Annotated in this window: 20 protein-coding genes; 9 read left to right on the top strand and 11 right to left on the bottom strand. The window is 33.8% G+C overall.

What is annotated here, in order from left to right; translation table 11 throughout:
* Window positions 1-4: 4 nt before the first annotated feature.
* Entirely contained in the window at window positions 5-457 is a 453-nt protein-coding gene (locus tag FUA22_RS00745; RefSeq protein WP_147765599.1) for an energy transducer TonB, read from the top strand.
* Between the two features lie 52 nt (window positions 458-509).
* Here the strand turns inward: FUA22_RS00745 and FUA22_RS00740 are convergent, their stop codons facing one another.
* The gene (locus tag FUA22_RS00740; RefSeq protein ID WP_147765597.1) at window positions 510-806 is read right to left on the bottom strand and encodes an isoamylase early set domain-containing protein; all 297 of its coding nucleotides are present in this window, start codon (window positions 804-806) and stop codon (window positions 510-512) included.
* A gap of 305 nt (window positions 807-1,111) precedes the next feature.
* Here FUA22_RS00740 and FUA22_RS00735 point away from each other — a divergent pair, with 305 nt between their 5' ends.
* From FUA22_RS00735 to lspA, 5 genes are all read left to right on the top strand, one after another.
* Window positions 1,112-2,026 (top strand): dihydrofolate reductase, encoded by a 915-nt coding sequence (locus FUA22_RS00735; RefSeq protein ID WP_147765595.1) that lies wholly within the window; start codon window positions 1,112-1,114, stop codon window positions 2,024-2,026.
* 223 nt (window positions 2,027-2,249) lie between these two features.
* Entirely contained in the window at window positions 2,250-3,575 is a 1,326-nt protein-coding gene (locus FUA22_RS00730) for a Kelch repeat-containing protein (protein ID WP_147765593.1), read from the top strand.
* Between the two features lie 71 nt (window positions 3,576-3,646).
* A complete protein-coding gene (locus tag FUA22_RS00725) occupies window positions 3,647-5,203 on the top strand; it encodes an NAD(P)/FAD-dependent oxidoreductase (RefSeq protein WP_147765592.1) in 1,557 nt (518 codons plus the stop codon).
* A gap of 44 nt (window positions 5,204-5,247) precedes the next feature.
* Window positions 5,248-6,141, top strand: a complete 894-nt coding sequence (gene fabD, locus FUA22_RS00720) for an ACP S-malonyltransferase (RefSeq protein WP_147765590.1) — start codon at window positions 5,248-5,250, stop codon at window positions 6,139-6,141.
* Window positions 6,141-6,653, top strand: a complete 513-nt coding sequence (gene lspA, locus FUA22_RS00715; RefSeq protein WP_147765588.1) for a signal peptidase II — start codon at window positions 6,141-6,143, stop codon at window positions 6,651-6,653. The genes fabD and lspA overlap by 1 nt, the downstream gene beginning before the upstream one ends.
* A gap of 39 nt (window positions 6,654-6,692) precedes the next feature.
* Here lspA and galE read toward each other — a convergent pair whose 3' ends face one another.
* Both galE and FUA22_RS00705 read right to left on the bottom strand, forming a co-directional pair.
* Window positions 6,693-7,718 carry a UDP-glucose 4-epimerase GalE gene (galE, locus tag FUA22_RS00710; protein ID WP_147765586.1) on the bottom strand — a complete coding sequence of 342 codons (1,026 nt, stop codon included), beginning with the start codon at window positions 7,716-7,718 and terminating at the stop codon, window positions 6,693-6,695.
* Window positions 7,711-8,844 (bottom strand): DegT/DnrJ/EryC1/StrS family aminotransferase, encoded by a 1,134-nt coding sequence (locus FUA22_RS00705; protein ID WP_147765584.1) that lies wholly within the window; start codon window positions 8,842-8,844, stop codon window positions 7,711-7,713. Before FUA22_RS00705 ends, galE begins: the two co-directional genes overlap by 8 nt.
* Before the next feature lie 142 nt (window positions 8,845-8,986).
* On the opposite strand from FUA22_RS00705, the gene FUA22_RS00700 reads away from it, so the two are divergent.
* Complete coding sequence (locus FUA22_RS00700; RefSeq protein ID WP_147765582.1) at window positions 8,987-10,222, top strand: 3-deoxy-D-manno-octulosonic acid transferase; 1,236 nt, start codon at window positions 8,987-8,989, stop codon at window positions 10,220-10,222.
* A 60-nt stretch (window positions 10,223-10,282) separates the two neighbouring features.
* Window positions 10,283-10,615 (top strand): hypothetical protein, encoded by a 333-nt coding sequence (locus tag FUA22_RS00695; RefSeq protein WP_147765580.1) that lies wholly within the window; start codon window positions 10,283-10,285, stop codon window positions 10,613-10,615.
* A gap of 64 nt (window positions 10,616-10,679) precedes the next feature.
* Here FUA22_RS00695 and FUA22_RS00690 read toward each other — a convergent pair whose 3' ends face one another.
* Window positions 10,680-11,969 (bottom strand): hypothetical protein, encoded by a 1,290-nt coding sequence (locus FUA22_RS00690; protein ID WP_147765578.1) that lies wholly within the window; start codon window positions 11,967-11,969, stop codon window positions 10,680-10,682.
* 131 nt (window positions 11,970-12,100) lie between these two features.
* Between FUA22_RS00690 and FUA22_RS00685 the strand changes: the two genes are divergently transcribed.
* On the top strand, window positions 12,101-15,418 hold the full coding sequence (locus tag FUA22_RS00685) for a DUF5107 domain-containing protein (RefSeq protein WP_147765576.1): 3,318 nt from the start codon (window positions 12,101-12,103) through the stop codon (window positions 15,416-15,418).
* An 82-nt stretch (window positions 15,419-15,500) separates the two neighbouring features.
* On the opposite strand, the gene FUA22_RS00680 is transcribed toward FUA22_RS00685, so the two are convergent.
* The 7 genes from FUA22_RS00680 to FUA22_RS00650 form a co-directional block, all read right to left on the bottom strand.
* The gene (locus FUA22_RS00680; protein ID WP_147765575.1) at window positions 15,501-15,842 is read right to left on the bottom strand and encodes an L-rhamnose mutarotase; all 342 of its coding nucleotides are present in this window, start codon (window positions 15,840-15,842) and stop codon (window positions 15,501-15,503) included.
* Entirely contained in the window at window positions 15,842-17,173 is a 1,332-nt protein-coding gene (fucP, locus tag FUA22_RS00675) for an L-fucose:H+ symporter permease (protein ID WP_147765574.1), read from the bottom strand. Before fucP ends, FUA22_RS00680 begins: the two co-directional genes overlap by 1 nt.
* 93 nt (window positions 17,174-17,266) lie before the next feature.
* Entirely contained in the window at window positions 17,267-18,058 is a 792-nt protein-coding gene (locus tag FUA22_RS00670; RefSeq protein WP_147765573.1) for an SDR family oxidoreductase, read from the bottom strand.
* Between the two features lie 17 nt (window positions 18,059-18,075).
* Window positions 18,076-18,906 carry an amidohydrolase family protein gene (locus tag FUA22_RS00665; RefSeq protein WP_147765572.1) on the bottom strand — a complete coding sequence of 277 codons (831 nt, stop codon included), beginning with the start codon at window positions 18,904-18,906 and terminating at the stop codon, window positions 18,076-18,078.
* 4 nt (window positions 18,907-18,910) lie between these two features.
* On the bottom strand, window positions 18,911-20,446 hold the full coding sequence (locus tag FUA22_RS00660; protein WP_147765571.1) for an alpha-L-fucosidase: 1,536 nt from the start codon (window positions 20,444-20,446) through the stop codon (window positions 18,911-18,913).
* Window positions 20,447-20,490: 44 nt separating this feature from the next.
* On the bottom strand, window positions 20,491-21,918 hold the full coding sequence (locus tag FUA22_RS00655) for a tagaturonate reductase (RefSeq protein ID WP_147765570.1): 1,428 nt from the start codon (window positions 21,916-21,918) through the stop codon (window positions 20,491-20,493).
* Window positions 21,919-21,934: 16 nt separating this feature from the next.
* Complete coding sequence (locus tag FUA22_RS00650; RefSeq protein WP_147765569.1) at window positions 21,935-23,587, bottom strand: UxaA family hydrolase; 1,653 nt, start codon at window positions 23,585-23,587, stop codon at window positions 21,935-21,937.
* Window positions 23,588-23,593: the final 6 nt, after the last annotated feature.

The following is a 23,593-nucleotide window of genomic DNA, read 5'->3' as shown; positions in this document are numbered from 1 at the left end:
TTTAATGAAAAAATATATAATTATAGGCCTACTGTGTGCCTTTTCAAATCTTATTCAAGGTCAAGAAAAAAACGAAGTCGCTTTTGCCGTAATTGAACAAGTACCTATATACAAAGGTTGTAAGAAAAACTTAAGCAATAAGGAGCAAAGAGCATGCATGTCTTCCAAGGTTACAAAGCATGTTGTTAAACACTTTAATATCAAAGTAGCTAAAGGACTTGGGTTTCCAAACGGAAAAGTCAGAATTGATCTTATCTTCAAGATAAATACTAAAGGAGATGTTGTTGGCATAAGGGCTCGTGGCCCTCATAAAAAACTTGAAGAAGAGGCTCGCAGAGTTATTAATCTATTGCCAAAATTTATTCCTGGTTACCAAAAAGGAAAACCAGTTACCGTTCCATATGCACTACCTTTAATTTTCAATATCGACAACTCTAAATACAATAAAAAGAAATAAAAAAAGCGCTTCCAACAGGAAACGCCTTTAAAATAAAATTTTCTTTTTCAGCTTATACAGTTACAACGCTGTTGTCTGCACCAGCAAAATCACTCCAAGCATAAGAATCAGCAGTAGCATCATTTACATACTCACCATCAACTAAATACTTGAATTCATAAGAGCTATCCTTATCTAAATCGATAGTCCCTTTAAAAGTCCCATTCTTTAATTTTTTAAGAGGTGCTTTTTTTGCGTTCCACTCGTTAAAACTTCCTACTACAGAAACCTTTTTTGCTTCTTCAGCTTCTATAGAAAAAGTTACTTTACATACTGGTTTACTTTTTAAGTATTGTTTTTTAATAGCCATAATTTTAGAATTTTGTGTGTTGTTTTATACGGCAAATTTATAAAACAAATTCCTACGTAGTTGCAATAAAATAGGTTAACAGCGAAGAATTATCAATTTGTTAATATTACAATGAAATATTTTACGGTATGTAAAAAATTTAAGTGAAAAAATGAGGGATTAGCAACAAAAAATCACCTGTTTTAATACTGATTTCCAGGACTTTTACAACTAAATCGTTTTCGAAAAAAAGCTTTTTATGTAACAAATTGCAACAAAAGGTCTCATATAAAAATACTAACTTTACAATCCTTATTTTAAAAAGTATGTTCGGAAAGAAAAAAAACGTTCCAGAAATAGATAAAGAGCAGTTTGAACTAATTCAAAATGCTCAAAGACGAATCAAGCAAAAAAAACGTTTGTATATTCACTTTGTCTTATTTTTAATAGGTGCTATTTTTTTAATAGCTGCCAATACAGTTTTAGGTATAGGAGAGAATGTGCAATTTTTTCAAATTGATTGGTTTGTATTCGCCATTTTTATATGGTTGTTCTTTTTTATCTATCACACATTTAATGTATTTGTAACCAATAAGTTTATGGGAAATGCTTGGGAGCAAAAACAATTAGACAAATTAGTTGCTGAACAAAAAATTAGGATTGAAAAAATTAAAAGCGCCCTTAAAAAGGAAGCTCCACATATTGCTGAGAGCGATATTTACAATGAAGAGTTAGCTTTAAAGGACAAAACCTCTCAACTTACTATTATTGTGGCTGCTGCCGAAAACAACGCTATTGGGAAAGACAACAAACTTATTTGGCATTTGAGTGACGACTTAAAGCGTTTTAAAGCTTTAACAAATGGACATCATATTATTATGGGAAGAAAAACTTTTGAAAGTTTCCCTAAGCCATTACCAAACAGAACTCACGTAGTCATTACGAGACAATGCGATTATAATGCTCTAATTGGCGTTATTGTTGTAAATAGTTTAGAAGCTGCCATTGAAGCTTCAAAAAGTGATTCACAACCTTTTATTATAGGTGGCGGAGAAATTTACAAACAAGCCATGGAAATAGCTGATAAAATTGAATTGACAAGAGTACATGAAACCTTTGAAGCTGATGCTTTCTTTCCAGAAATAGATACTACAATTTGGAAAGAGACCTCTAATACATTTCATGAAAAAGATAAAAATCATGAACATGAGTTTTCTTTTTTAACGTATTCCAGAAAATAATATTTGTTGCCGTTACCTTTAAATCCTTCAATTTTTAAGGATTCAAGTATCTTTTTAGTAAGCAATAAAACACCACCATCTAAGATATCCCGAGCAACTGCATTATGTGTCTGTACATAATTTTGCATCCATTGAATATAGGAATCATAATATGGTAACAAATGGTCACATCAATTGCTGTTCAAAAACTATTCGTTAATTTGTAAAACAAATATTTATCAACATGAGCACAAACAAAATTCTCACCTTTAAATTTCCTTTAAATTTTCTTTTTATTGTAGTCCTTACTGCTTCCTGTCAAAATTCTAATGTTAATGATTCCGGAATATGGATAGACATGAATGAAAATGAGAACTACACCGCACGTCATGAATGCTCGTTTGTACAAGCTGGAGACAAATTCATTATGTTTGGCGGTAGAGAATCTGCTCAAAAACTGGATATATATGATTTCAAAAACAACTTTTGGACTTCAGCTAAAAGCAAAGCACCAAAAGAGTTTAATCATTTTCAAGCTACATGTCACAAAGGATTTGTTTGGGTAATTGGCTCATTTAAAACTAACAACTTCCCAAGAGAAATACCTGAAGACAACGTTTGGCTGTATCACCCACCTACCGAGAAATGGATTAAAGGACCCGAAATACCTGAAAATAGAAGACGTGGAGGAGCTGGATTGGTAGTATATAAAGACAAATTCTATTTAATTGGGGGAAATACTATTGGTCATGATGGTGGTTATGTAAACTGGTTTGATGAATATGACCCTATTAAGAACACCTGGACAATTTTAGAAGATGCCTCTCAAGCCAGAGACCATTTTAGTGCCGCAGTAATTGACAATAAACTTTATGCTGTTGCTGGCAGACATTCTGGTGGTGAAGGCGGTGTGTTTGCCCCTTTAGTTAGTATTGTAGATGTATATAATTTTGAAACTAAAACTTGGTCTACTCTTAATCAAGATTTACCAACGCCCAGAGCTGCTCCTGGAGTCGCTGTATTTAATAATGAATTATTAGTCATGGGTGGTGAGGGAGAAAAACAAGGTCCCGCTTATAAAATAGTTGAAGCCTATAATCCGCAAAAGGGTCATTGGTCTAACAAGGCAGATATGCATCATCCAAGACATGGTACGCAAGCCATTCTTTCTGGTGAAGGTATTTATATTGCTGCTGGTTCTCCAACCAGAGGTGGAGGCAGGCAATTAAACATGGAGGTTTATAACAAAGATAAGCCTAAAGGGGAGCCTTTAATTGCTTCTGTTTTAAAATCTCCTAGTTCCGTTGAAATAATGAGAGGTTTGTCTACATCAATTGAAATTAAAAATGAAGGTGGTAATACAGGTAGTTATATCACTTCTGTGAAACTAATTGGTAAAAACGCCAGTGAGTTCAAAATAGAATCAAATAATAATCTTACTTTAATCGATGCAGATAGTAGTTTCAATATAAAGGTAAAACATCTTTCACAAGCACCCGATGAAACAGCAAATTTAGAAATCACTTATAATGGAGATGTAAAAGAAGTAATCAAACTAACCAGTAAATAACCTGAAGTAATTAGTTCTATATAAATTCAGAATATTTCAAATTCCACATTAGGTTATCCTAACTTAGCATTATGGTAAAAGAGATTCAACTTCGTATTTCTCTAAAAGAAGAAGAACGCAACGACATTTTAAATATAAAGTCGTCTATAAAGCTAGGTATTGACAAAGAAGATATTACAGGGGTGAAAATCCTTAGAAAATCTATTGATGCCAGAAAACCAAAAATTATATTAAACTACAAGGTTGCTGTATATATTAGAGAAGCAATTCCTACATCTTCAGTCTATAAATTTGATTATAAAGATGTTTCAAAAGCTAAACCTATACACATAATTGGTTTTGGTCCAGCAGGTATGTATGCTGCCTTACGCTGTATAGAACTGGGTTTTAAACCCATTGTTTTTGAACGGGGCAAAAATGTACAAGATCGGCGAAGAGATTTAAAAGCTATCAACCAAGACCACTTTGTAAATGAAGATTCTAATTACTGTTTTGGTGAAGGTGGTGCAGGTACTTATAGTGATGGTAAACTCTATACCCGCAGTTTAAAACGTGGAGATGTTCGTAGAATTTTTGAAAATCTTGTTTTTCATGGTGCCACAGATCAAATTTTAGTAGATGCACATCCTCATATTGGAACAAATAAGTTACCAAAAGTGGTTCAAAATATTAGAGAAACTATCCTCAGGTATGGTGGTGAAGTTCATTTTGAAACCCGTGTTACTGATTTTATTATAAATAATGATAAAATAAATGCTATTCAACTTCAGAACGGCAAAGAATTACCGGTAAACAAAGTAATTCTTGCAACGGGCCATTCGGCAAGAGATATTTTTTATTTGCTTCATAAAAAAGAAATTGCTCTAGAGGCTAAATCTTTTGCCATGGGAGTTAGAGTAGAACACCCACAACATATTATTGACTCCATTCAATACCACTGTTCTGGTCCACGACATGAATTACTTCCTGCTGCATCCTATGGTTTAGTACAACAGATAAATCAAAGAGGTGTGTATTCATTTTGCATGTGCCCCGGAGGCTTTATTGTACCTGCTGCCACGGCAAATGGAGAAGTTGTTGTAAATGGCATGTCTCCTTCAAAGCGAAATAATTTATATGCTAATTCTGGTATTGTTGTTGAAATTAATGTAGATACTGATTTATCTAAATATGAAAAGTTTGGAGCACTAAAAGGTTTAGAATATCAAAAAAACTTAGAACGATTAGCGTTTACTTCTGGAGGACGAAGTCAAGTAGCTCCAGCACAACGTTTAACAGATTTTGTAGAGGGGCGATTATCTTCTAATTTAAATAATACATCTTATCAACCAGGTTTAAAATCTGCTCCGCTCCACTCCCTTTTACCAAAATTTATTGGTGGTAGATTAAGAAAAGGATTTGAAGCATTTGGTAGAAAAATGAAAGGCTATTATACAGAAGAAGCTAATATTGTTGGAGTAGAATCAAGAACTTCATCACCTGTTTCTATTCCTAGAAATGACTTGTTAGCCCACCCACAAATTTCAAATTTATATCCTTGTGGTGAAGGTGGCGGATACGCCGGTGGAATTGTTTCGGCGGCCATGGATGGAGAACGTTGTGCAGAAGCAGCAACTAATAACTTGTAGTTGTAATTTTATTTCTATTTTTGCAGCACTTAAAATGAATTAAAATGAATGCATATATATTTCCAGGTCAAGGCGCTCAATTCTCAGGAATGGGCTTAGACCTTTATGAAAATTCAGCTGAAGCTCAAGAATTATTTGAACAAGCTAATCATATCTTAGGATTCAATATTACTGATATTATGTTTGAAGGTTCTGCAGATGACTTGAAGCAAACTAAAGTTACTCAACCTGCCATCTTTTTGCACTCTGTAATTTTAGCAAAGACTTTAGGAAGTTCTTTTAAACCAGATATGGTTGCTGGTCATTCATTGGGAGAATTTTCAGCTCTAGTAGCAAATGGAACATTGAACTTTGAAGACGGGGTGAAATTAGTTTCTCAACGTGCTTTGGCAATGCAAAAAGCTTGTGAATTACAACCAAGTACCATGGCTGCTGTTCTTGGATTAGATGATGATATTGTTGAAAAAATATGTGCTACTACCGAGGGTATTGTAGTTGCGGCTAATTATAACTGCCCCGGACAATTAGTCATTTCGGGTGAAATTGAAGCTATCAATAAAGCCTGTGAAACGTTAAAAGAAGAAGGAGCTCGTAGAGCTTTAGTATTACCTGTTGGTGGAGCTTTTCACTCACCTTTAATGGAGCCAGCTCGTGAGGAACTTGCCGCTGCCATTGAAAACACAACTTTTAGCAAACCTAACTGTCCTATTTATCAAAATGTAACCGCCAACGCTGTGACTGATGAAGCAGCTATTAAAAATAATTTAATATCACAATTAACAGCTCCTGTACGTTGGACTCAGTCAGTACAGAAAATGATTGATGACGGTGCCTCTCTTTTTACAGAAGTTGGCCCTGGAAAGGTATTACAAGGCTTAGTTAAAAAAATTAATAGAGCCTCAGAAACGGCCTCTGCAACTTTTGAAGGAAACCTATAATGAAATTTTCTCGTCGTTCACTATTTATTATTGTAACAATTATTGGCACCATAGCTTTAGATCAAATTTCTAAAGTTTGGGTAAGGGCTAATGTTGAAGCAGGAAGTAAATCGGAAATTCTCGGAGATTTTTTCACTTTATATAATGTAGAAAACGAAGGAGCTTTTCTAGGAATGGGCAGTGAGTTAAACGAAACGCTTCGTGTAATACTACTACTAATTCTTCCTGTAGTTGTTTTAGGGTTTGTTTTACGCTATGTTTTTAAAGATAAAAACTTGGGTAAATGGTCTCTTTTTGCTTTCTCAAGTATTATTGGTGGAGGAATCGCTAACGTATATGACCGTTTTGCTTATGGAAGTGTAACAGACTTTTGGCATCTTAAATTGACGGATACTTTAAGAACAGGGATTTTTAATGTAGCCGATGTTTTTGTAACCACTGGAATGATTATTCTTGTTTTTGTCACTTTTTTTAAGAAGAAGCCGAAAGAAGACATAAAAAAAGCTGATTAAATTTCTTTAATCAGCTTTTATATTATAAATCGATTTGTTCTACTCTTTCGCTCTAACTTTTTGCTCCCATTTCCAGGCTGAAAGCATTGCTTCGTCTAAAGATAATTTTGTTTTCCAACCCAATTCATCATTAGCTTTATTTGTGTCTGCATAAGCAGAAATAATATCACCTTCTCTTTTACCTACAATTTTGTAATTCAATTTTTCACCTGAAACACGCTCAAAAGATTGTACTACTTCTAATACCGAACTTCCTTTACCTGTCCCCAGATTAAAGGTTTCATAACTCTCTTTGTTGTTATTTTGAAGCAATCTTTGTAACGCAACCACATGTGCCTTAGCCAAATCAACTACATGAATGTAATCACGAATACAGGTTCCGTCTGGAGTTGGATAATCATCTCCGAAAACAGATAACTCTTCTCGAAGACCAATTCCTGTTTGTGTAATAAATGGCACTAAGTTTTGTGGCACACCTATTGGTAATTCACCAATTTCAGTGGATGCATGTGCTCCAATTGGATTAAAATATCTTAACGCAATAGCTTTTAATGTTGGAACCACTTTACAAGTATCTCTGATAATCTCCTCACCAATTTGTTTTGTATTTCCATAAGGAGACTCAGCCTGTTTTACTGGTGCACTTTCGGTGATTGGTAATTCATCTGCTTGCCCGTAAACGGTACATGAAGAACTAAAAATAAAACTAGCCCCAGGTAGTTTTTTTAATTCTTTTAATAAATAAACTAAGGTCCCAATATTGTTCTCATAATAAAGCAAAGGTTCTTTAACACTCTCACCTACAGCCTTACTAGCCGCAAAGTGAATAACCCCTTTTACATCATTGTGTTTTTTAAAAAAAGCTTCAACATCGGTCTTTTCCTTTAAATCAATCTTTTCAAAAATTGGTTTTTTTCCAGTTATCGCAGTAATTCCACCTAAAACTTTTTCAGAAGAATTAGATAAGTCGTCAATAATAACAACATTATAGCCCGCTTCTTGTAATTCAACAACAGTATGAGAGCCAATAAACCCTAATCCTCCAGTTACTAATATTTTATCCATTTACAAATTTTATTATTGTTGATGTAATACACTCTATTTGTTCGTCATCTAATTCCGTATGCATAGGCAAAGATATAACCTCTTTCACCAATTGATTGGTAACCTCAAAATCAGACTCATTATACCTATCATCTAAATAGGCCTTTTGCTTATGTAGAGGAATTGGATAATAAACTCCACATGGAATTCCATTTTCATTTAAATGTTGTGCCAGGGCATCCCTATCACCTCCACTTATTTTCAAAGTATATTGGTGAAACACATGATTATCATCTGTTCCGTATCTATATGGCGTTTCAATATTTGGAACCCCTTCAAAAGCTTTATCATATTTATTTGCTGCTTCTCTTCTTCTATCATTATAAGAATCAAGAAATGGTAATTTAGCATCTAAAACAGCAGCCTGAATGCTGTCTAAACGTGAATTAACCCCTACTACATCATGGTGGTATCGAACATACATACCATGATTTACCATACCTCTAATAGTGTGCGCCAACTCATCATTATTAGTAAAAATGGCACCACCGTCTCCATAACAACCTAAGTTTTTTGATGGAAAAAATGATGTTGCTCCCACATCTCCAATAGTACCAACTTTTACTTTAGATCCATCAGAATAGGTATAATTAGCACCAATAGCTTGAGCGTTATCCTCTATCACAAACAAATTATGCTCTTTAGCTATATCCATTATAGCTTCCATATTTGCACACTGACCAAATAAATGAACGGGTACAATTGCCTTTGTTTTTGGTGTAATTGCCTTTTTAATGGCATCAATATTAATATTGAAATCATCTGCATTAACATCAACCAAAACCGGGGTTAAGTTTAGTAGAGCTATTACTTCTACAGTTGCTGCAAAAGTAAAGTCGGCCGTAATAACCTCATCACCTGGTTTTAAATCCAAACCCATCATTGCTATTTGTAAGGCATCTGTACCATTAGCACATGGAATAACATGCTTTACACCAAGATAGTTTTCTAATTTTTTTTGAAACTCATGAACCTTAGGCCCATTAATAAATGATGTGGTTTCAATTACCTCTTGAATAGAAGGGTTTACAACGTCCTTTATTGCGTTATACTGACCTTTAAGGTCAACCATTTGAATTTTCTTCATCTGAAAATATTATGACTCTCATTAAAGTGGTAACCTTAGTACCTATTAAAGGAGTTTTAAGTCCACGAAATTACAAAAAATCGTATAGGTAAACCAATGAATTTCTTTTAAAGAAATGTATTTTAGCAACAAACAAACAATATTGAGTTTTCTTTATAACATCGGCATTAATTTAACGCAATTTGGTTTAAAATGTTTAGCTCCTTTTAATAATAAAATTGATTTAGGGGTTAAAGGAAGATCTGAAACATTTCATGTTTTAAAATCAAAATTAAGCACTACGGATAAAACCATTTGGTTTCATTGTGCCTCATTAGGTGAATATGAACAAGGACTTCCCGTTTTTAAAGAAATAAGGGAACACTACCAAGATCATAAAATTGTTCTCAGCTTTTTTTCGCCCTCTGGTTATGAAATACGAAAGAATACTCCCATTGCTGATATTATCATCTACCTTCCCATAGACACAAAAAGTAATGCCAAACATTTTTTAGATATAGTAAATCCTGAACTTACCGTTTTTGTTAAATATGATATTTGGCCTAATTTTTTAAAAGAATTAAAACGAAGAAGCCTTAGAGCTATTTTAATTTCTGCAAGTTTTAGAGACAATCAATCCTATTTCAAGTTCTATGGCAAACAATTAAAGGAGGCTTTGTTTTCATTTGAGCATATTTTTACGCAAAATGAAACTTCTAAAACTTTATTAAGCACTATTAATTACAACAGCGTTACCATTTCCGGAGACACTCGTTTTGATAGAGTATTTAGTCAATTACAACAAGATAACACTCTCGATTTTATTGCTGATTTCAAGGATAATAAATTATGTATTGTTGCAGGTAGCACATGGCCTGAAGGAGAAGAATTGTTAATAGATTTTATTAATTCGGTAGTTTCAAAAGATGTTAAATTCATTATTGCCCCGCATAATATTAAACCCAATCAAATTAAAAACTTAAAAGATGCTTTGAAGGTTGAAACAGTTCTATTTTCTGAAAAAGAAAACAGGGATCTAAAAAAAGCTCAAGTTTTTATTGTTGATACTATTGGTATACTTTCTAAAATTTATAATTATGCAGACATAGCTTATGTAGGTGGAGCAGTTGGAAATACTGGGTTACACAATACATTGGAACCTGCAACCTTTGGCATACCTATTATAATAGGAAATAACCATAATAAGTTCCCTGAAGCACGAGCTATGATAGATTTAAGAGGTATGTTTTCCATTTCAAATAAGGAAGATTTTACTATAATTCTCAAAAAATTAATAAATGAAAGTGACTTTCGTCGAGAAAGTGGGTCTAAAAATCTGAAATACGTTCAAGATAATAGAGGTGCCGTCATCCAAATCCTTAATTATTTACGTATATAATTTGGATTTTGCCAAATAGCAAAATATTTAAACTTATTAATTAACACTAAAACAAAAACCATGAAAAAATTAATTTTAAGCACTGTTGTTTTATTAGCATTAAGTTTATCTTTTACTTCTTGTAGAGATACCAAAAAAACTGAGGAAGCTAAAGACGCTGTTGAACAAGCTGTAGAGGAAGCAGGCGAAGCTGCTGAAGAAGCTGCAGCAACTGTTGAGGAAGCTGTTGAAGGTGCTGTTGAAAATGCAACTGAAGCTGCTGAAGGAGTAGTTGAACAAGCTACTGAGGCTGCTGAAGGTGCTGTTAAAGAAGCTACTGACGCTGCTACTGAAGCAGTTGAAGACGCCGCTAACGCTGCTTCAAATAAACTTAAAGAGGTTGGTGGTCATTAATTACCTAAACTCATAAAACAAGAAAGCAGCCAATTGGCTGCTTTTTTTTATGCTTTACTTTGAATTAAAAATCATTCGTATAGGTTTTTTGACTATTTAAATCTTTAATATTTATCAAATCTAACATTCCAGCCCCCTTAAGAATAACTTCCAATCCTACAATTTTACCGTTAGATTGCTTATATAAACCTTCATGAATTTTAATATTATTAATATAAATATTTGATGATTTTTCATCTACCGAAATCTTTAAATCATTCCAAGAGCCTAAATCAAATTTAAAGGAAGACAGATCTTCATTATCTCCACTTAAAACGGTCTCTCCCATCTTCATACCAGAAAACTGTGAACAACCGTTTTCCATAAGCTTTATATTATTAATTTCATTTTCACAAATAATCCTTAAAATAAAATCATAACAAGTTATACCACCTAATTCTTCGGAATTTTTAAATCTTGTAGTTAACTCAAAGTTGTCACCATCAATATCGAACTCCTTAAATAACCGATGTGTTACATAGTATACCTGATTCGTTTCAAACCCCACAGAATCTAAATATTTTGGTGGATAATAAAGATTATTTGTAGATGTATCTTTTTCAATTTTATTATCAATCCAATAATTTCCTGTAGCGGTTTCAGGATTAAAATAACTATCCCAATCATCAGACATTGCTAATACCTTGCTAGAAGAAAGTGCCTTTTCATCATTCACTAAACTTATAGTATACTGCCCAGGAATTTGATAGGTGAAATTTCGTACAAACTTACTTTTATCAGCTAATACAGACTGTCGTCCTCTCACTGGATGATTAAACCCAAAATCAATAAATGTACTATCTGATACTACTTTTGAAAGATTATAATTCACCGATACCGTATAAGGTACCACTCCAACAGAATCAATCATGGCAAATTCAAAAACCACATCTTTTTTATTTTCTAAAAGGTAAGCTTTGGGCTTACTATAAAAATACCATGCTATTATGCTCCCCATTAACACCAGAACTAACCCAAATAAAAATCCTTTATTTATTTTTGATTCTTTTGAAACTTCTTTAGAACTTACATCATTGTTCTGCTTCAGAACTTTCACAAAATCTCTCCAATCAGAATAGTCTAAAAATTTAGCTAAAGCATCTTTTGTGGCCTGCTGTGGGTTGTAATATTTCTTGTATTTGATTTTTCCAAAAAGACGCTTAAGAGTATGTGGACTTATAGAAATACTAGACTTTTCAGAAATGATTCTTGATAGTCTAATAAAGTCAGACTCCTTCCAGTCTGTGGAAGGTTTCCAATTTAATTCTTGCTCTATCTTTTCAAGACAATATTTAAGGTATTCCTGCTCAATCATTTATAATATGCAAACTTTGAACAAACTTTGCACAGCAATTTAAGGCATTAATTATAAAATCCAAGATAAATTTAAAGGACTTTATTATCTTTAAAGGAAGTACTTCAACCAAACTAATTAAACTAAGAATCATGAAACTGTTTAACAAGACTTTATTTATAATCTTTATAACCTGTACTATTTACCTTAATAATATTACTAGTAATGCACAAGTTAAGATTTATGAAGGCACCGAAGTAATTCCTACCTATAAAAAAGGTGAGGATTTAAAAAGCCCAATGTTCTATACAGGGAGAAGTGTTCAAGGTGCTCAAGGGCGTGTATACCCTTACCCCGCTCAAACAGATTTAGGAAGAGATTTGATGGATATGACCTATAATATGGTCTATCTTGAAAATGAGTATATAATAGTAAAAGTATTACCAGCATTTGGAGGACGTTTGTTTTCGGCAATTGATAAAACTAATGGTCATGAATTATTTCATACAAACAGTGTTATAAAGCCTGATTTAATTGGAACACTAGGTGCATGGGTTTCTGGTGGTATTGAATGGTGTTTCCCACATCATCATAGAACTACTACTATGCTCCCAAGTGATTACCGACTTGTAAAAAACGATGATGGCAGCGCCACTATCTGGATTGGTGAAACTGAAAAAACTATTCGTGCCAGAGGTATTGTTGGTATGACTTTACATCCAGGAAAATCATATATTGAAGTTGACTACAGACTTAATAATACCAGCACAAAAACCAAAGCTTTTTTGTTTTGGGCTAATGTTGCCATTACAGCCAATGAAGATTTTAGAACCTTTTGGCCTCCGAGTCAAGAAATAGGTGTTTTTCATAATAACCGAAGTTTTGTTCAATGGCCAATTTCCAATGAAACTGAAAGCTACGGAAGAACAAGTTATAAAGAAGGCGTAGATTTAACCTGGTGGAAAAATCACCCCAACCCAGTTTCATTCTTCATGTGGGATGCCAAAGAAGGTTTTATAGGTGGATATGATTACGGTGTAAAAGCTGGAACTGTCCATGTTGGTGACCCACACAGAAATAATGCTTCTAAATTATGGCAATTTGGCCCAGGCCTACAAGGTCAGAATGCAAGAAGAAAATTGACTGACGATGGAAAAGCATATGTAGAATTAATGACAGGAACATTCTCAAATAATCAACCTGATTATAGTTGGAGTTTACCTCACTCTGTTAAAAATGCTAAAAATTATTGGTATCCTATTAGAGATTTAGAGGTGGTAAAAAACTCAACGGTTAATGCTTCAGTTGCACTTCATATGAATAATCCAAAAACCGTTTTCTATGGTTTTAATACTACCCAAAACTACGATGACGCAAAATATATCTTAAAGTATGATTCAAAGATTATTGCCGAAGGAAGTATTGGTATTAATCCAGCTAAACCATATACTAGTACTTATAAATCTCAGGAAGCTTTAGATGAATATAAATTGAATATTCAATTAACGGATGGTAAGGGTAATGAATTGGTTTCATACACGCCTTATAAGCCTAAGAAACCTGAATTACCAGAAACTCAAAAGCCTGTTAAAAAGCCAGAAGAAATTGAAAGTGTAGAAGATTTATACCTAGCAGGTAGATTTGTAGAACAATTTAATCGCCCTGGAAAAAACCCTGATGATTATTACTTAGCAGCCCTAAAAAAATCTCCAACAGATTACCGCAGCAATATTGCATTAGGTAAGCGGAGAGTAAACCAAATGAGATTTAAGGATGCCTTAGCATACTTGCAAACTGCCTCAGACAAACTAAACATTAAATACTACCAACCAAAAGAAGGAGAGATTTATTATTATAAAGGTCTTGCTCACAGAGCTCTAGGACAAATTGAAGAAGCTTACGCTAATTTTGCACGAGCCACTTGGTATTACCAATGGTTCTCTGCCAGTAATTTTCAATTGGCTCAAATAGAAAGCACTAATGGAAATTACTCTAAGGCTTTAGAATATATTCAAGATGCTTACTCCACAAATAATAAAGATGGCAGAATTAATGTCCTTTACAGTGCATTATTGAGACAATCAGGAGATTCTGAGAAAGCTTTGAATTTGATAGACAACTTAATCTCTTATGACCCATTAAATTTTTCAGCGCTTTATGAAAAAGGGTTATTAGAAGGAAATGCCTCTTTTAATGAGTGGCATAAAAACATGCAAGATTTAGACAATAATTATCTAGAAGTGGCCACCAATTACATGAATGCTGGCTTATATAATGACGGAATTAAATTATTATCATCTTTTGATAAACCAAATAGTCCTTTGGTGTATTACTATTTAGCTTGGTTTTATGACCAAGTTGAAAATTCAACTAAAACTAAACACTACTTAAAACTCGCCAAAGGACTTTCATTAGATTACTGTTTCCCTTATCGTCAAGAAACAGAAAGCGTTTTTAATAACGCTATTAAAAACGATCCAGAAAATGCATCAGCTTTTTATCTTTTAGGAAATTTACTTTATGACAATAGAAAAGACGAGGCTATTGCCGCTTGGAAAAAAGCTAGTGAGTTAAACAGCAGTTTAGCCATGGTATATAGAAACTTAGCTTTTAGTTCCTATTACCATAATAAAGACATAGAAAAAGCTATTGATTATATAAGTAAAGCTATTTCTCTTGACAATTCTATCCCTCTTTGGTATTCTGAATTATCAAAATATTTTGAAGTTTCTAAAACCGATTATAAAAAGTGTCTAGCAATTCTTGAAAGGAATATTGAAGTTGTTAAAAAAGATGTTCAGGCACCTAAAATGTTAGTTGATTTATACAATTTAGATGGTGAATATGACAAATCTCTTAACTTTTTAAAGAGTCATCGTTTTAGAACTTGGGAAGGTGGCAGGGAAACGTATTGGAGTTATGTTGATGCCAATATTTTAAAAGCACTTCAGTTAGCTGACACAAAGAAATATAAGGAATCTATTGCATATTTAGATGCAGCAATGTTGTACCCTGAAAACTTGGAAGTAGGGAAACCAACACATGATGAGAAGAACGCTATGATTCATTATTTTAAAGGTGAAGTATATTCACAAATGAAGAATTCAAAAAAGGCAAAAACAAGTTACCAACAAAGCACCCAATCTATAAACACCTGGCGCATGTATGACTTATTTTATTTTCAGGCAGAGTCTTATAAAAAGCTAGGTGAACCTGACAAAGCAAAAGAAATTTTTAACGATCTAATTGAAAAAGCCCAAGCGTACCGAGAAAATGGTTTGGATAATACTTTAGTTGCAGTTGAAGAAGCTTCTGCCACAAACAACAAAGCTTATTCTCGTTCTTATTATCTAGAAGCTTTAGGCAATAAAGGTCTAGGAAACAAAACAGAAGCAGATAAGCTGTTTAAACTAGCGCTTAATGAGTACAATAATAACATTTGGGCTAGAATAATGAGTGAATATTATTAGTTTGTTTAATTATATTATGTTAGTTAGTAAAAAAAGCAGCTTTATTGGCTGCTTTTTTGTTTTTGACTAACTTAAATAATTATTACAATTGAAATACTTTCTCTAACTCAATCCACTTTTCACCATCTTTAGCCCAAGGAAGTTCTTGTTGGTAATTCCACATTAAATTTTCCCATTCCTGAACCTTAGGATTATTAGCATCCATTTCGGCCTTTTTCACCGGATCAAAAGTTTCATCAACTTCCATAATCATAAACATTCGATTTCCTGTTAAGTAAATCTGCATATCAACAATACCGGCATCCTTAATACTTTTTGTGATTTCTGGCCACGCATTACCTGCTGCATGGTATTCTTTATATTCTGCAATTAACTTTGGGTTATCTTTTAAATCGCAAGAATAACAATATCTTTTTGTGCTCATTAACTTTGACTTTTTAAATTTCTTTTAAAACTGCTATAGCCATAAAAAGCTACCACCGCTAAACATATTAATGGTAAAATGAATGAAAAATTAACTTCTGGAATAAAACCTAAAACTTGAACATCTGAAAAGCCATCACCTCCCCAATCTAATATTGCTCCTTGAGCAACCGGCATTAAAGCTCCTCCAACAATTGCCATTACTAAACCTGCAGAACCAATTTTAGCTTCATCTCCCATATCTTTAAGAGCAATACCATAAATAGTTGGGAACATAATCGACATAAACACGGAAATTCCAACTAACGAAAGTAGACCTACCATTCCTGGAAGGAAAATAGCACCAACACACATTACAACACCGCCTATTCCAAACAACATTAAAAGTCTTGATGGGTTTACTTTTTTCATCAAAGCCGTACCAATCCAACGTCCTGTTAAGAATGAAATCATAGCAGCTATATTGAAATAAGTAGCTGTATAGTCCGTTCCATTGGTTTCATTTAAGTTATCTACATACTGGAAGATATATGTCCAACACATAATTTGAGCACCTACGTAAAACGCTTGACTTAATACCCCTTGTAAATAATTTTTATTAGCTTTTAATTTACTGAAAGATTCAGATAAAGTCATCTTATCTTCATCTGCCGTCTTAGGCATTTTAGTAGCAATTATAATAGCCATAATTATTAAAACTAATACTCCTAAAGCAATGTAAGGCACACTGATAACTCCTAAATCATTTTCTCTAATAACAGCTAATTCTTCCGAAGTTAATGCTGCATATGCCTCAGTTGTATAATCATCTGACCTTAAAGCTCCTATAACAAATACTTGGGCAATTATCATTCCTGTTAACGACCCTATTGGGTTAAAGGCTTGGGCTAAATTTAATCGTTGCGTTGCCGTTTCCTTATCTCCCATTATCAAAATTAGTGGATTTGAGGTTGTTTCTAAAAACGCTAAACCACAAGTAATAACCCATAGGGAAATCAAGAAATAATTAAATTGTTCATTTGCAGCTGCCGGATAAAACAAAAAAGCTCCAATAGCATATAAACTCAACCCTAAGATAATACCAGATTTATAACTATACTTTCTAATGAAAAGAGCCGCTGGTAAAGCCATAAAAAAGTATCCGAAATAAAATGCAAACTGTACCAATGAAGCCTGAACATTTGACAATTCTGGCATAACCTTTTTAAAGGCAGAAACCATTGGGTTTGTTAAATCATTTGCAATTCCCCATAATGCAAATAGTGATGTAATTATTATAAAAGGAAACAACAATTCCTTCCTTACAACTGGAATATTTTTTAGCTTATTCATAATCTTTTTAAATTGGTATTAGTTAGTACTGCAAAATAAAAAAGCCAAAAGAGTTTCTTCGGCTTCTTTGTCTTTTATTAGACAACAAATGTTTTATTCAGTTAATAAAGATCTATCTAAATGCACATAGCCACCATCAACAGTTATGAATTGACCTGTTGTATGAGAAGACTTCTCTGAAATAGCAAACAAACATTGATCTGCAATTTCCACAGGTGTTGTCATTCTGTTCTCTAAAGGAATCTTTTTAACAATAGACTTTAACTTTTCTTCACCATCTTCTAGAGTTTTAATCCAATTGTCATAGGCAGGTGTCCAACTTTCTGCTATAATGATGGCGTTGGAACGAATCCCATCCTTTATTAAATCTACTGCCCATTCTCTTGTCAATCCTAAAACACCGCCTTTAGAAGCTGCATAACCAGACGTTCCTCCTTGACCAGTTAGAGCCACTTTAGAACCAATATTTAAAATATTTCCTTTTACTTTTTTAATCATTGGTAAGCAAAATTTGGTCATCGCAAAAAAGCTTACCATATTCAACTTTAAAGAATACATAAAGTCATCCATAGAAGCATCCAATCCTGCACCGTCATTTACACCAACATTATTAATTAAAGCATCTACTCTACCATACTTTTCTTCAATTACTTTCGCAGCAGCTTCAACCTGCTTATAATCCGATAAATCTGTTTGAATAAAAATTGAATCAACACCTTTGCTTTGTAACTCATCAGCATATCCAGAGCCTCTCACATTTCTATCTACAATGACAGGAATTGCTCCTTCATCAGCTAAACGTTGCACTATAGTTTCACCTATACTCCCTTTAATTCCTGCTGAACCAGTTACTACAACAACCTTTCCTTTAAGTCCTAAATCCATTATTTATATTTTATTAATTATTTTAAATTGTAAAAATCAACAGCGTTCTTTCCCATAATGACAGCTTGTTCATCCGGAGAAAGTTTTGAAATGAAATCTGTTACCAATCCTTTAACTTGCCCATAATTTCCAGCAACCAAACATACTGGCCAATCTGAACCAAACATCACTCTTTCTGGCCCAAAAGCTTCCAAAACCACATCCATATAAGGATGAATCTGTTCAGGTGCCCAAGTATTAAAGTCCGCCTCAGTTATCATTCCCGACATCTTGCAATACACATTTTCGTGTTTAGCAATCTCTTTCATTAAGAGTGCCCAACCATCAAAAAAACCATCTTTTATATAAGGTTTAGCAATGTGATCAATTACAAATTTTTGATTACCAAAAAGACTCACCAATTCTAAAACTGAGCCTAATTGATGTGGAAAAACCAAAATATCGTATGTGAAATTGTATTTGTGTAAAGCAAAAATTCCCTTTGTGAAATCTGGTCTTAGCACAAAATTAGGGTCTGGCTCACCTTGAACAACATGTCTAAAGCCTTTTACACTTTTAAAATGTGTATATCTTTCCAAGTCTTGTTCAACCGCATTACTTCTTAAATCTACCCATCCAACAATACCTTTTATGAAATCATAATCTTCAGAAAGTTGAATTAAGAAGTTTGTTTCTCTTAAAGTTTGATCCGCTTGTACCGCTACACAACCATCAATACTATTTTCCTTATATAATTTTTGTAATTCTTCTGGTAAAAAGTCACGACGAATCACTTTCATTGAATCATCTATCCATTCATGCTTTTTGGGTTCGTAATTCCAGAAATGCTGATGCGAATCTATTATCATTTATCTATTGTGAAATTGTAATTTTAATAACTGTTGCCATTTCTTCTACAGGCTTAGAAGGAGCTTTAATTGAAAGTCCTTTTTCTTCGGAAAGTGACCATTCGATGGCTTCACCACTACCCATAAACTCAACCTTCTCAATTGATGTCATATCTAATACATTTTCTTTTGCAAAAGATTCTAATAACAATTCTTTATTTGCTTCCACTTCACCCATAACAATGGCATAAATATTATAGTCTTTGGTGGTATACCTAATATCTTTATTTGAATATTTTAATTTATGAAATGCCTGATGATTTTTATAATGTCCATCTGGTTCTTTTGTAGGTCCTTCTCCAAATGTATACCACGCCTCTGTACCGTAAATGGCTTCTCCGTAGCTTTTAAGCCATTGACCCATTTCCAACAAACTTGCTGTTTGATTTTCAGGAATTGTACCATCTGCCTTTGGTGAAACATTTAGTAATAGCACGCCATTTTTACTAACTATATCTATTAGCATGTGTAAAACATCGGCCGATTCTTTCACCCCTAAATCTTTAGTATAACACCAGCTACCATTACTTATCGTAGCATCTGTCATCCATGTTTTAGTGCCTATTTTATTCTTTCTAGATTGTTCTAAATCTTCAACACTCATGTTGAGAGGCATATCATGTTGCTTTCTAACAATCACCGCTTCTTGATCTTTTTTTGCTGCCTCATTTAAATAATATGCAGCAAATTCTTTTCTGTACACTTCTGGGATATCTCCTAAAACGTAATCAAACCAAATAATATCAGGGTGATAATTATCAATCACCTCTTTCATTTTTCCTAACCAAACATCTTTATACCATTTTTCATGCTCCATGTTTCCATACATTAATTGAAGCTTTGGATCATCAGATGTTGGCGGCATGCCTTCAAAATTCGGAAAATGACTTATTCTAACATCTTGCCCTAATTCTGTGGCACGCTGTAAATTTTTAGCATGGTGAAAGGCGGTAATAAATTTCAGCCCATTACCTTTAATAGCCTTTTCCAAATCGCCAGTAATATCTCGTTTTGGCCCCGTATCCATGGTATTCCAAGGCGTAATTTCACTATCCCACATGGCATATCCATCATGGTGTTCTGCCACAGGTCCCGCAAACTGAGCTCCGGCATCCTTAAATAGTTTTGCCCATGCATCCGGATCAAATTTTTCAGCTTTAAACATAGGCGCAAAATCATGGTAGCCAAACTCTGAAGGGTGCCCATAATTTTCAACATGATGCTTATAAAATTTATTATCCTCAAAATGCATCCAGCGCGGGTACCACTCATTTCCAAAAGCTGGTACAGAATATAATCCCCAATGGAAATATATTCCCAATTTTGCATCCTTAAACCATTCTGGAGATTCATTGTGCTTACCTAAAGATTCCCAATCTTCGGTAAATTTTGGCGCTTCAACCTTGACGACTTCAGCAGTTTCTTTATTTGCATTTTGAATACAACTAAAAGTTGTAATTAGCAATAAGTAAGCTGATAGTTTTAAAATTGAAGTTTTCATGTTTTATGATTTAATTGATTCCTTATTCATTTAATATAAACGAATTAAGATTTCAATGCTACTTGCATACCGTTATTGACTATATTTTCCAAGTTTTTGGTTACAACCTCCAAAAGGCCATCATATTGAGTTAAGTCAGTACCCCAGAAATCAGTGTTTTCTAATGTTGCTTTTGCAACAGAAGAAATATTTCCGGTTGCCCATTGCGTTTTAAAGAAATCTAAAGCAGACTGATCATCTTTTAAAGGAATTTCTTCTCCGTTTCTTTCACCTCTATAAAAAGCAATCAATGCTGCTAATGAGAATAATAAACGTTGTGGCAATTCTCCTTTTCTTTTGATATATTCTAAAACTGAAGGCAATACTCTTGTTTTATATTTTGAAGTTGAATTCAATGAAATACTAATTAAAGCATGCTCTAAATATGGATTTCTAAACCTATCTAAAACATCATTTGAAAACTGTTTTAGCTCATCATCTGGCAAGTCTAAGGTTGGACAAATCTCCTCAAAAATGGCATCTTTTAAGAATCCGCCAACAACCTTATCTTCTAGAGACTCACGTACTTTATCAATGCCGTATAAATATCCAACAGGAACTAATGATGTATGTGCACCATTCAAAATTCTAACCTTACGGGTTCTGTAAGGCTCCATATTATCAGTAAATACAATATTCAATCCACAAGTTTCAGCAGGAATTTCTTCTTTCACCGCTTCTGGTCCTTCAATCACCCATAAATGAAACTGCTCTCCTTCAACAACTAAGTTATCTTTATAGCCTAGTTCCTTAGTAATCCTATCCATTTTATCTCTTGGGTAACCCGGAACAATTCTATCTACTAAAGTGTTACAGAAGATATTGTCTTGCTCAATCCACTCTACAAATTCATCACCTAAATTCCAATCAGCTGCATATTGAAGAATGATTCTTTTAAGGTTATCTCCATTTCTATCAATTAGCTCACAAGGAATAACAATCATTCCTTTATCTGAAGCACCTCCAAAGGTTTGAAAACGCTTGTATAAAAGTGCTGTTAATTTCCCAGGGAAACTTGATTGTGGCGCATCTTCTAATTTATCATCAGCATTATAAGCTATGCCAGCTTCCGTAGTATTTGAAATCACAAAACGAAGATCTGGGTTTTCACCAATTGCTAAATAGTCTGAAGGATTTTCATAAGGATTGATTCCTCTTTGAATACAATCGATGATTTCATGTTCACTAATGGCCTCGCCATTTTTAATTCCGTTAAGATAAAGTGTGTACAAACCATCTTGATCGTTCAACATCTTTATTAATCCTTGGTCAATAGGTTGGACAGCAACTACACCAGCATCAAATTCAGCATTTTTGTTCATTTCATGAATCATCCAATTGGCAAAAGCTCTTAAAAAGTTTCCTTCTCCAAATTGAACTATTCTCTCAGTATATGTATTTACAGATGCTGTATTTCTATTTAATGAATCCATTCTTTTCTTTTATTTTTTATAATGAAACTCCTCTTTTCCAAGGAATAAAATCGTTATTTCCGTGAAGTACTGCCTTAGAAGGCACTTCGCCACTTGCTACTTTTATAATGTGATCTAATATTTTTTCTCCCATAGATTCTATGGAGTCTTCACCAGTAATTACTGTTCCCGCATTGATATCAATTATATCATTCATGCGCTCATATAAATTGGTGTTACTAGACATTTTTAAAACTGGTGCCACAGGATTTCCGGTTGGTGTTCCTAATCCTGTTGTGAACACAACAACATTACAACCTGAACCTACCAAACCTGTAGTTGACTCTACATCATTTCCTGGTGTACATAATAAATTTAAACCTGGTTCGGTTACTTGCTCTGTATAATCTAAAACTTTTACCACCGGAGATGTTCCTCCTTTTTTAGCAGCACCTGCAGATTTCATAGCATCTGTAATTAAACCATCCTTAATATTTCCTGGTGAAGGATTATTTTCAAACCCAGACCCAACCGCTACTGCAGCAGCAGAATAAGCTCGCATTAATCCAGAGAATTTTTTGGCATCTTCCTCGGTTTCACATCTATTGATTAATTCCTGCTCCACGCCATTCAATTCTGGAAATTCTGCCAATACCGGAGAACCTCCTAGACCAACTAATAAATCTGACGCATACCCTAAAGCTGGGTTTGCTGAAATCCCGGAGAATCCATCTGAACCACCACACTCTAAACCAAGTACTAACTTATTTAAATGTGCCGGTTTACGTTCTAATTTATTGGCTTCAGCTAAACCTATAAAAGTATGCTTTACTGCTTCTTCTATAAGTTGTCTTTCACTAGAACTTTTTTGCTGTTCTAAGAAATGAACTGGCTTTGTATTTTCAAGGTCAATAGCATTAATTGACTCCTGCAACATGCTTATTTGTGCGTTCTGGCAACCTAAACTAAATATTGTTGCTCCAGCAACATTAGGATTAGAAATATACCCCGCTAATAAATTACACAACACAATAGCATCTTCTCTAGTGCCTCCACAACCACCATCATGTTTTAAAAACTTAATACCATCAACATTTGGAAAAACTCTGTTTTTGGTCATTTCCTCTTTGGTTGTGATAATAGGTGTATTTAAAATAGCTTCGTTTGAAGCACCTGATTTATATTGCTCAATTAAAGCATCTGTATTTACAGCAAAATCCTTTTTAGTTTCATAACCTAACTTTTCAGAAAGCGCACCTTCTAAAACATCCACATTCCTGTTTTCACAAAAGGTTAACGGAATCACCAACCAATAATTAGCGGTTCCAACTTTCCCATCTTTTCTATGAAAACCTTTAAATGTTCTGTCTTCAAAATTTGAAACATCTGGAGCAGACCAGTGATACGCTTCTTTAGTGTCTTGAAACTCAGCCGAAGCATGTTTTACGTTATCAATTGTTATTGCACAACCTTCTTGAATAGGTTCTGTGGCTTTACCAATTAACACACCGTACATATAAATTTGATCTCCAACACTAAAGTCGTTTAAAGTAAATTTATGTTTTTGTTTAATGTCTTCTTTTAAAACAACTTCTTTTCCTGCAACCGATGTGGTCAAACCTTTCTTCAAAGGTGTGATAGCCACAACAACATTGTCTCTAGGGTCTATTTGAACGTAACTCTCTGACATTTCTCT

Source organism: Seonamhaeicola maritimus (genome assembly GCF_008056315.1).
Lineage (GTDB): Bacteria > Bacteroidota > Bacteroidia > Flavobacteriales > Flavobacteriaceae > Seonamhaeicola > Seonamhaeicola maritimus.
Note: the sequence above shows the minus strand (reverse complement) of the source record. Positions and strands in the feature narration are given on the sequence as shown.